This is a genomic window from Arenibacter latericius DSM 15913 (assembly GCF_000424985.1).
GTDB classification, from domain to species: domain Bacteria; phylum Bacteroidota; class Bacteroidia; order Flavobacteriales; family Flavobacteriaceae; genus Arenibacter; species Arenibacter latericius.
Window position 1 is genome coordinate 47,438 of the sequence record NZ_AUKX01000037.1, and the last position, 11,253, is coordinate 58,690.

At 34.3% G+C, this 11,253-nt stretch carries 10 protein-coding genes; 8 read left to right on the top strand and 2 right to left on the bottom strand.

What is annotated here, in order from left to right; genetic code table 11:
- Nucleotides 1-6 precede the first annotated feature (6 nt).
- Complete coding sequence (locus tag H344_RS0112000; RefSeq protein ID WP_026810552.1) at nt 7-1,218, bottom strand: site-specific integrase; 1,212 nt, start codon at nt 1,216-1,218, stop codon at nt 7-9.
- A 477-nt stretch (nt 1,219-1,695) separates the two neighbouring features.
- Here H344_RS0112000 and H344_RS0112005 point away from each other — a divergent pair, with 477 nt between their 5' ends.
- The 8 genes from H344_RS0112005 to H344_RS20145 all read left to right on the top strand — a co-directional run bounded on the left by H344_RS0112005 (nt 1,696) and on the right by H344_RS20145 (nt 10,938).
- Nucleotides 1,696-2,697: an alpha/beta fold hydrolase gene (locus tag H344_RS0112005; protein ID WP_026810553.1), complete on the top strand. Its 1,002-nt coding sequence runs from the start codon at nt 1,696-1,698 to the stop codon at nt 2,695-2,697.
- A 341-nt stretch (nt 2,698-3,038) separates the two neighbouring features.
- Complete coding sequence (locus H344_RS0112010) at nt 3,039-3,845, top strand: SDR family oxidoreductase (protein WP_026810554.1); 807 nt, start codon at nt 3,039-3,041, stop codon at nt 3,843-3,845.
- Nucleotides 3,846-4,097: 252 nt separating this feature from the next.
- Complete coding sequence (locus H344_RS0112015; protein ID WP_026810555.1) at nt 4,098-5,570, top strand: polysaccharide deacetylase family protein; 1,473 nt, start codon at nt 4,098-4,100, stop codon at nt 5,568-5,570.
- Between the two features lie 101 nt (nt 5,571-5,671).
- Nucleotides 5,672-6,844 carry an MFS transporter gene (locus tag H344_RS0112020; protein WP_026810556.1) on the top strand — a complete coding sequence of 391 codons (1,173 nt, stop codon included), beginning with the start codon at nt 5,672-5,674 and terminating at the stop codon, nt 6,842-6,844.
- A 175-nt stretch (nt 6,845-7,019) separates the two neighbouring features.
- Entirely contained in the window at nt 7,020-7,916 is an 897-nt protein-coding gene (locus H344_RS0112025) for a 3-hydroxyacyl-CoA dehydrogenase (RefSeq protein WP_026810557.1), read from the top strand.
- A gap of 400 nt (nt 7,917-8,316) precedes the next feature.
- Nucleotides 8,317-9,171 carry a universal stress protein gene (locus H344_RS0112030; RefSeq protein ID WP_026810558.1) on the top strand — a complete coding sequence of 285 codons (855 nt, stop codon included), beginning with the start codon at nt 8,317-8,319 and terminating at the stop codon, nt 9,169-9,171.
- An 85-nt stretch (nt 9,172-9,256) separates the two neighbouring features.
- Entirely contained in the window at nt 9,257-10,093 is an 837-nt protein-coding gene (locus H344_RS0112035) for a universal stress protein (protein ID WP_026810559.1), read from the top strand.
- A 194-nt stretch (nt 10,094-10,287) separates the two neighbouring features.
- Nucleotides 10,288-10,938: a universal stress protein gene (locus H344_RS20145; protein WP_051254288.1), complete on the top strand. Its 651-nt coding sequence runs from the start codon at nt 10,288-10,290 to the stop codon at nt 10,936-10,938.
- Here H344_RS20145 and H344_RS21075 read toward each other — a convergent pair.
- On the bottom strand, nt 10,924-11,253 hold a 330-nt coding region (locus H344_RS21075), incomplete at its 5' end, for a transposase (protein WP_205667168.1). The genes H344_RS20145 and H344_RS21075 overlap by 15 nt on opposite strands.

The window sequence follows — 11,253 nt, forward strand, 5'->3', positions numbered from 1 at the left end:
GTAAATTCAAAAGTCAATAACCCTTTCCAAAGCATCATCAATTTCCCGATGCATAAAATTGGATTGATAATTTACCGTTGTAGTTATAGAAGAATGGCGATATAATTTCTGCAACATTTGAATAGGAATCTTATCTCCAGAAATATTACCGAAACTATGTCGTGCAATGTGCATACTGAGTTTTTTTTCAATCCCCAGTTTCTCGGCGACCATTTTTAATCGCCTATTTAGGTTTCTTGTGATAGATTTCACTCGGATTGACACTTTGTTATGATCGTTTAGATTAGTTCCCTTTAAATAATGAAAGACTAAGTCATTCTTGTCTTCTTGCCTAGATGTATATTGTTTAAGTAGCATTTTTGCCTTCTTAGGCACCGCTAGGGAAACAATTTTTTTATTTTTTCCCATTCTATAATATAGTCGTCCATCTTTAAAATCGGAACATTTCAACTTTAATAGATCTCCCACTCTTATTCCGGCGAAATAGAAACTCATTAGCCATGTGTTAACCGCATTCTGTTGAGCTTCCGACAAATCGCTCACTCCCTCGAGCAATTTAATTTCTTCCTTGGTTAAACCTATTTTCTCACTTTCTGGAAACTTTATTTGAATTTTTCCTTTCCCAAATGGATAATTGCTGTCCTCTACATGATATTCATTTCTCGCTAAATTATAAACTGTTCTTATTAGCATATGGTAATTGACCACAGTTCTTGGAGAAACTTTTCGTTCATAAAGTAAATGTGCCTCAAACTTCTTCAGCAATTTGACATCCAAATCGGTAAAAGACAATTTTTTACAGCCTAAAAACTCTTTGAACACTATTAATCTTTTTTCTTGGTTGTAATGTTGGTCAAACTTTTTTCTTCTTAAAATATTTTCAAGGAATATTTCACTTGCTTTAAAAAAATCAAATTCATCCTCGGTTGTTATTTTTCTTGCTATAATGGTTACCGAGGATTTGTTATGGCTTGTTTCTATTTCCAAAGCAGCATCATGTGCTTCAGAAAGCTTTTTTAAAAGTAGATTATTAAGACGTGCTGAATTTGGGTGACTATTCCTTGCCAATCCTTTAGTATCATCCCAATCCTTTTTCAATATATACTCTCCAGTAAAAATGAACTTTGTTTTTCTATTTTTTGTCAATCGTAAAACAATGGGAAATGTTTTATCCTTCTTTTGATAATTTTTACGTAATATTATCTTAATGGTGGCCATATCTCACTGTCTAACAATGCTAAAGATACAAAATCCATGTACAACATATGTACAACATTTGATGGTTTTTAATGGTTTTAAATCAATTTAAATTGTTAAACGCAACTGATAATCTACTGTTTTAGAGCTATTTAAGACCATTTAAGTACAGATCTTTGGAAATTCATAACCCGGAGGTCTCGGGTTCAACTCCCGATCTCGCTACAAGTAAATTAGGGAAACCCTGGAGATAATTCTTCTGGGTTTTTTCTTTTAAAATACAAGTTATTACAGCACAGCTATTTATAACTCTTTACCCCTTCCTGTAATTAGATACGTTAATGGATTACTGCTGAAAATTCACTTACAAATCCTGTGAGGTTGACCGTCTCGAATCTTTTACTCTCCCTCCTGAACACTAGTTAGGTTTGTATTTGTTAATTTAGTTTTTTAAAAACGCAACTAGTCTTATCCAACGTTGACAACAAGCATTAAAAAATGAAAAAACAGCTTATTACAGTATTATTAATAATATTTACACTCCAAGTTTCTACTGCGCAATTAGAAAATTTACAATGGTTAGATATTGAATTATCTAATTACAAATATCCTTATCCTGTTGCCTCAATCCACTTAAACATACAAGAGCAAAACTTAAAAATGGCTTATATGGATATTAAGCCAGAACACTATAACGGTAAAAACATTGTACTACTTCACGGAAAAAATTTTAATGGTGCCTATTGGAAGACCACAATAGAAGCCTTAACTAATGAAGGTTATCGTGTAATAGTACCAGACCAAATAGGTTTTGGGAAATCGTCTAAACCCACTCATTTTCATTACACATTTCAGCAATTAGCACAAAATACCAAGGTCTTATTAGATACCTTAAAAGTAGATAAAGTCTCTGTCTTAGGACATTCTATGGGTGGAATGTTAGCCACCAGATTCGTTTTAATGTATCCTGATATTAGTGAAAAACTTATTTTAGAAAATCCAATTGGTCTAGAAGATTGGAAATTAAAAGCGCCCTATAAACCTGTAGAATGGTGGTATAAAAATGAACTAAAAATAACCTATGAAGATATAAAGAAGTATCAGTTAATTAATTATTACGATAATAAATGGAAACCCCAATACGACGAATGGGTAAATTTACTTGCAGGCTGGACACTTAACTCCAATTATAATACCATTGCCTGGAATAATGCATTGACTTTTGACATGATTTTTACACAACCTGTGGTATATGAGTTTAAAAACATTAGCACACAAACATTACTCATTATTGGCACTAGAGACCGAACCGCACTAGGCAAACCCTTGGTTACTGAAGAAGTGCGAAAAACTATGGGATTGTATAACGAATTAGGAAAGAAAACGCAACAGGCAATACCTAATTCAGAGTTAGTTGAATTAGAAAACGTGGGACATTTACCCCATATAGAAAAATTTGAAAGCTTTATTAATCCCTTAATACGATTTTTAAAAAATTAACGATTACCGACCTAGGCCCAAATAATACCAACCAAAAAAAGGTCATTCTTGGTAAATATTTGGCTCATTCTATTATACATTAATAAGAACATGATAGGAGGTTACCATTTAAACCCTTAAAAGTAATTGTAGTGAATATACCCCTACTTTATGCTTTTTCAGCCTAAATTTGAAACAAGTTCCATTAAAAAAATGATTTATCATTTTAAAAATGTGTCCGAGTTTTAAGGTAAACTAACAATGCTCAAAACATGCCCATTATAGAAAACAACTATAGGACTTAACAGAATCCTCGGAAGATTATATTCTCATTTAGTGAGTAACTATCAAATAATATAAAAATGAATAAACTAGAGGGTAAAACAATTTTAATTACAGGTGGCGCTTCTGGAATTGGTAAAATAATGGTTCGTTTACTATTAGAACGAAACGCCAAAGTTATCATCTGGGATATTAATCAAGAAAAAATAGACGAAACAATAGCGCAATTCTCTAACAAAGGGAAGGTTTTTGGTTACCATGTAGATGTTTCCGATATAGCGCAAATACAAGAATCAGCTAAAAGAGTTAAACAAGAAATAGGTATTGTTGATGTATTGATCAATAATGCTGGAATAATAGTTGGTAAATATTTTAGCGAGCATACGGTATCTGATATTTCCAAAACAATGGAAATTAATGCAAGTGCCCCTATGCATATCACCAAGGTATTTCTAGATGATATGATGGAACAGAATTCTGGACACATTTGCAATATTGCTTCATCTGGAGGGCTCGTTTCCAATCCTAAAATGTCTGTTTACGCTGCCAGCAAATGGGCGCTAATTGGTTGGTCTGACAGTCTGCGATTGGAAATGAAACAATTGAATAAAAAGGTGAATGTTACCACCATAATGCCTTACTACATCAATACAGGAATGTTTGATGGTGTACAATCAAAAATACCAATACTTGAACCAGAAGCTACAGCACTAACCATTGTAAAAGCCATTGAGAAGAATAAAAAAATGTTGAGTATTCCTGGGTATATATACAGGTTTACACGCTTTGGTCAGGCTATAATGTCGATTAATATTTTTGATTGGTTTGCGGGAGATGTTCTCGGAATTTACAAAACAATGGAGCATTTTACAGGTCGTAAAGAATAGTAATATTTTAGGGGACATTGTAAAGTTCATCTGACACTTTAGACCTACCCAATACTTTAAACCTGCTTAAATACGAACTTTTGTGGAAATTTATATTTAAGTAAGTAACATACAAAATATTGTTTTTGGGAGTCTTTTAAACTAGGTATTTCAATACAAAGGTGTTAGACCTAGTTATCATTAAGAATGCATATAGTGAACTCTATTTAAGTAATCTGATCAAAATCAATAAACTGAATAAACTTAATATTTATGAAATATATATTTCATTTATTAATCCTTACAACCCTTATTATTGGCTGTAAGGAAACTTCTAAGCAAAACGAAATAGAAAAGCCATCACAAATTAAGCTTGAAAAAAGTGAAGAAAAATTAACAGATAGTATTCAGATAAAAAACATTCAAATAGGTTCGGAAACCACTAATGACAAGAATAGGTTTCATTCTTCTTACCCAAGCACTACCTATACTTTCATTAATGATCACCAGGAAGAATTCACCCAAACCTACTTAAATGAATTTAAAAATGCAGCAAAAAAGGAAAATGATAATGCTGTTGCAGGATTAGATTTTGGTCAACATTTTGAATTAATAGAAAGTTCACCTTCAATTATTGCTTTTTTAATAGAGCGTTATACTTCTTATGGGAATAACTATGACACACAATATTATACCCATATTTATGATTTAAAAGAAAAAAAGGAACTTCAATTCTCAACTCTTTTTTCTCCACAAAAAAACTTTAATAAGCTTGCTGAAATTGCTAAATCGAAAACAGAAGATATTTTAAAAGAAAAAATCAATTCAATGGAAGGTCTAACAAATAGTGATAGAAATACTATTTGGAAAAGCACTCTAGACATGATTGCTGAAGGAACCAAACCCACCGATAAAAACTACCATGCCTTTTCTTGGGATAAATCTGGTAACCTAACTATTTATTTTGATAAATATCAAGTAGCATCAGGTAATCATGGGAATATTCAGGTAACACTTTCTCCAAAATCCTATCAACCTTTAGTAACTAAAAAGTATCAATCTGTATTTCATATACAACGGGAAAAAATAGACACATCAGCATCTTCCATAGCGCGGGACAGTATTTCCCAAAAAACGTTTGAAATAGACTGCAGCAAAGAACCTTGTATAGCGATAACCTTTGATGATGGTCCAGCCACACACACTACACAACTTTTAGACATATTAAAAAAGCATAATGTAAAGGCTACATTTTTTGTTTTAGGTAAATCTGCCAAAGTGCAAAAGAACACCCTGTTAAGAGCTTATAAAGAAGGACATCAGATAGGAAATCACAGTTGGGATCATAAGGATTTAAAAAAGCTATCGGAAGAAGCAATTGCTAATCAAATAATTAAAACTAATGATGTAATCTCAAATATCACAGGGGAAGAAGTACAGGTTATGCGTCCGCCTTACGGCTCTTTTAACGACATGGTGAAAAATAAAGCCAATATGCCCATAATTTTATGGAATTTAGATCCATTGGATTGGAAGGATCGAGATGCTGATATTGTAGCAAAAAGAATAAGTGAGGCTAATTTAAATGGAATAGTATTGGCCCATGACATTCATAAGTCCACCGTAGAAGCTATGCCCGAGGTAATTTCTCATTTTAAGGAAAAAGGATATCATTTAGTAACCATAGACAACCTATTTGCTGATAAAAAGCTAGCAAATGGAAAAGTTTATGACCGTAGACGATAAAAAAAAGTGATTATTCTATTTATCTTCTAAAAAATTCAATAGATCACGGAACGGGCTAGTGGCATAAATTTATAATCTCACTTTTTGAATAAAAGAAAACTATGATTAAACAAGATTTTACGGAACAAACAAAAAGAGCTTTTCCGTGGCTGATAATGATCTTAATGTCCTCCGTGACATTTGTGGGAATCCTGTCCGAATTAATGCCTTCCGGTGTCTTACCACTTATGATGGCCGATTTAAATATTAGCGAAGTGCAAACTGGTAATCTAGTGGGATACTACGCTATAGCTTCCGCTATTTTTGCAATTCCTCTCATTTCTGTGACCATGCATTTTAACCGTAAATATCTATTGTTACTTCTACTTGCTGGCTTCGCAATTTCTAATATTATAGCCGGACTTGTTCACAATTATACCATCATTATAATTCTTAGAATTATCGGTGGTATTTGTGCTGGGGTAATGTGGCCAATGATTGCTGCTTACGGAATGCGATTGGTAGGTGAACAGCATCACGGGAAGGCAATAGCAGTTATCATGGCAGGCACTACATTGGGGATTAGTGTTGGGATGCCTATTATGACCACTATTGGAAATGATTATGGCTGGCGAACAGAGTTTATAGGGTTAGGTATTGTTATTATCGGTATTGCTTTAATCAGTTTATTTGCTCTACCCTCGATACCCGGGGAGAAACTAACTAAAAGCTCCTCCCCCTTTGCACTATTAAAAATACCAGCAGTTTTAATTGTGCTGTTGCTTACCTTGCTTGGCGTAATTGCACACTATGGGGTATATGTATATATCACAAGCCTTGTAGATGAAATTCAGCTTGCTGGTGGTGTTGAAAGGGCGTTATTGTTTTTTGGAATTGGATCTTTAATTTCTGTCTTATTAGCTATAAAACACACCGATAAACACCTTAGATTGCTCACCATCCTAATGTTTGGCTTGCTGATTATCTCCATGGTTATTTTTCTAACATTAGGTAAAACAACTATAATGGGGTATTCTGCCTTCTTTTTATGGGGACTTTCATTTGGACCCTTAGTAACTTTGTTGCAGGCAGCGGTGAGCAGACAGGTAGATACTGCCAAAGACGTCGCTACCTCTGTACAATCTTCTGTATTTAACTTCTCTATTATGATTGCTTCATCCGCCGCTGGAATGTTGCTCCGAATGTACTCGCCCATGAGTTTAATTTATCTTGCCATAGCTTTGTCCATTCCAGGTATAATTATTTCATTTTATTCTAAAAAAGCATTAAGCTGACCTATATAGAAGCTATTGGGTTTAATTTGAAAACAGTCTTTTAAAGGATAAGGTAATAAGGGATTTGTTGATTATACCGCAATTTCGTAGTTATTAAATACAACACCTTTACATTAAAATTGGTAATTTTAGACAGCATTGATTTATAAAACATAAATTCTAAAAAATAAGACAAATGAATTATAAGAATATTACCGTAGCGGGAAGTGGTGTTCTAGGCTATCAAATTGCTTTTCAAGCTGCTTTTCATAATTTTAAGGTGACAGTTTATGATATTAATGATGAAATGCTAGACAAGGCAAAAGCTAAATTCAGCATAATGAGTAATGCTTTTAAAACAGATTTAAATGCCAATGAAGAACAGTTAGCTGCTACTTATGCCAATTTAAAGTATAGTTCTAATCTTGAAGAAGCCGTAAAAGAGGCCGATTTATTAATTGAAGCTGTTCCAGAAAACCCAAATATAAAAACCGATTTTTACCAAAAGTTAGCAAAGGTTGCCGTAGAAAAAACAGTATTTGCTACAAATTCATCTACGCTTTTACCAAGTCAGTTTGCCGATGTAACTGGTCGTCCTTCTAAATTTTTAGCTCTTCATTTTGCCAATGATATTTGGAGGAATAATACTGCTGAAATTATGGGACATCCAGGTACAGACCCTAATGTCTATAAAGACGTAGTTGCTTTTGCTAAAGCTATTGGCATGTTAGCTTTGCCTTTACAAAAAGAACAACCAGGTTACATTTTAAACTCTTTGTTAGTGCCATTTTTAAGTGCTGCAACAAGTCTTATGGCTAATGAAGTAGCTGACCCTAAGGTTATAGACAAAACGTGGATGAAAGCAACTGGAGCTCCATTAGGCCCTTTTGGGATTATAGATGTTGTAGGTATAAATACGGTGTATAACATCAATAGAATGGCTTCTGAAGAATCAAAAGACCCTTTAAAATTGAAAGCGACCAAATACTTAAAAGAAAACTTTATTGACACCAACAAATTAGGAGTTTCTACCGGAGAAGGTTTTTATAAATATCCTAATCCAGCTTACCAAGAAGATGATTTTTTAAGTTAAAGTAGGGGTTTGTTTATTAACTCCTAATGCGGAGCTATTGGATTCTAAATTAGAAATTAAAACATAAAAACTAACTTAGAGGAATTGTCCATAGGGGTAATTGACAATACCTATAGAAATCATTTTGCCCCCCGCCTCCACGGATTCGGGCAAGCACGCCTGAATAGTACGGGCAGGCCCGCCTTAACGCATTCGGGCAGGTCCGCTTGAATGGACCAGGAAGTTAAATAAACGGGGAGTCAAATCCACTAAGTGAAGAAAACAAGGAAACCCGGGAAGTAACATTTCTGGTTTTTTGTTCAGTTTATTTCTTAAGACTAACCTTCCCCCTACTGACCAATATCATAGTTTAAAAAAGTAGGTGTATTTATTTTTATAGAAACCGATAATTGGAGGACTTATGAAAAAAATATTAATTCCCACAGATTTTTCCGAGAACTCCAAAAACGCAATTCGTTACGCGCTTGATCTGTTTAAGGAGACTCCTTGCCATTATTATTTGCTGTATGTTAATGTAGATGGTTCAAAACATTTTGAAAACCCAGTTTATAATTTGGGTACTAACATCTTGGTGGACAAAAAACCTAAAGTTATAGATGAGAGATTAAAAGATTTAGTAAAACTTATAAACTCCGCTTCCACCAAGAATCAGCAACATCAAACTACTACGCTTAGTGAAGAAGGTTTTTTTCTTAAAGCCATACGAAAACATGTCTTGGATAAGAATATAGAACTTATTGTTATGGGAACCCGTGGAGCTACCGAGATAAAGGAGTTTTTTATGGGCAGTCATGCTGGGGACGTAATCACTAAGGTAGAATGTGATGTTTTAATTATCCCAGATAAGGCGCGTTATACAGCCTTTAAACAAGTAATCTTCCCTGTAGATTTTGAATCGCCCCTAAGTGAAGAGATTATTAAAACCACCCGACAGTTAATCGGTTCACAAAAAGCTCATATCAAACTACTCTATATAACAAAATCTGGAATCCCACTAATTAAAGAGATAGAGATATTACAAAAACAGTGGATAGAAAAGCTTTCTAGAATCCTACTCAATCCTATTAGCTTTCACAGGGTAGTCGCCAGCAAAATTGAGCATGGTATTGACCATTTTGCGAAAAGTACCAATGCAGATCTTATTATCATGATATCCAAAGATTATGGACTACTACATAGACTGTTTTTAGACACCACGGTAGAAGAAGTCAGTTTTTGCACGAAAATTCCCCTTCTGTCTATACAAGGTTCCTGATTTGAAATCCTTTAAACTGACCTTTATCATGGTTATTGAAAATTAGCTGTTTTAATTTTACTATATTATACTAAATAAAAACACTATGGTTCGCATTCTTTTACCCACCGATTTTTCTGATAATTCTTTTGAGGCTATTCAATATGCTACAAAAGTCTATAACAAGACGGAATGTACTTTTTATTTACTACATACCTATACCCCAACCGTTTATCAATCTGACTACCTAATGGGTAGTCCGGAACAAATAGAATTGGGAGATATATTGCAAAAAAGCAGTACTAATCAATTAGAAAAGTTAAAAAGTAAATTGGAGGATACCAATGGGAATCCTAAACACAAGTTTATTGTTCACTCTGCCTTTAACACCCTAATGGGTGAAATTTCTTATATGGTAGAGGAAGAAAACATAGATTTGATAGTAATGGGAACCAAAGGCGCTACAGGTGCCCAAGAAATACTATTGGGGACCAATGCTGTACACGTAATAAAACGTGCTAAGTGTCCAGTATTAGTAGTACCTCCAAATTATGAATACGAAGCCCCCAAGGAGATATTATTTCCCACCGATTATGAGATCACCTATGAAAAGGAAAAAATGAAACCACTACTTTCCATAGCAAATCTTCATAATTCTAGAATAAACGTAATGCACGTGCGAGCCGGCTATGAGCTTAATCCTTCTCAGGAGAAAAATAAGGCCCAACTAGGACAAGTATTAGAGAATAAAGGACAATTCCATGAAGTGCCAGACAACGGGATTATAACAGCTATAAACGAATTTCAGGTGAAGTCCAAATCTAACTTTTTAGTAATGGTGCAAAACAAACACACCTTTATAGAGAGATTATTCATTGAGCCGGTGATTAAAAAAATCGGTTTTCATGTTACCATACCATTTATGGTCTTACCACAACTTTAAGCTTAAGTATTTACACCGAGCTAAATAAAATATATAGCTCTTTAATCCATTTATGGGGGATATCCATCGCTTATTACAAAAAAAGCAGACAGGTATCCCTCATTTTACTCTTGCTATAGCCAACTGACCATTGTCATAGTTATCCTGCCTCTGCTACTTTATATTTACATAAACATCTCCTAAAAAAGGAACTCATGGATAAAAGAATACTAGTTCCTACCGACTTTTCAAAAAACGCACTTAATGCAGTGCGATATGCACTTGACTTGTATAAGAAGATAAACTGTGAATTTTATTTACTAAACGTTTTTAGGCTAGACAGTTATACCACAAGTAACCTCTTGGTTCCTGAACCTGGAAGTACGGAGTATGAAAATGCTAAAGCAAAATCTGAGGAAGAATTCGCAAAGCTATTAGAGATGATAGCTCTGCATCAAGACAATTATAAACATACTTTTTATACCATATCCTCTTATAATTTCTTATCGGAGGCCTTAGAACAGACCATTGCCACAAAAGATATCGATTTGGTGATTATGGGAACCCAAGGGGCCTCCGGAACTAAAGGAGTGATATTTGGCAGTAATACCGTCAACACCATGGAAAAAGTTAGGGAATGTCCTGTATTGGCAATACCAGAAAAGGTGCAGTTTACAGCACCTAAGGAAATTGTTTTTCCTACCGATTTTAAATCCCGATACAAAAGAACAGAATTGAAATACCTCTTAGAAATTGCCAAAATTCACCAAGCCATCATTAGAGTAATCTATGTGAATAAGAACATGGATTTAAATGAAACCCAAGAGAATAACAAACAATTAGGCTCTAGTTTAAGTTTGCGTTGATATTAGTTTTTCATACCTAGTGTCTATATTTCTGTATCTGGCATAGGTTCCAATGTCTTCAACGGTCTTGGGAACAAAGGCCTGGAGCATGTCCTTACTACCCTTGAGGTGCTCCTTTACCCTAAACCAATTCAGATACTGCTGAAGATATTTGGTCGAAACGCCCCAAAAAGTGCCGTCTATCCATTTCTTTAGTCTATTGTGCGTGGAATTCACATGTTGTATATGGTAAACGCCTTGCTTTACCCGTTGTTTTATAATTCCCTTCAGGGCATGGTGTTCCAGTTTTCGATCCATTGCAAAACCTTTGTAGAT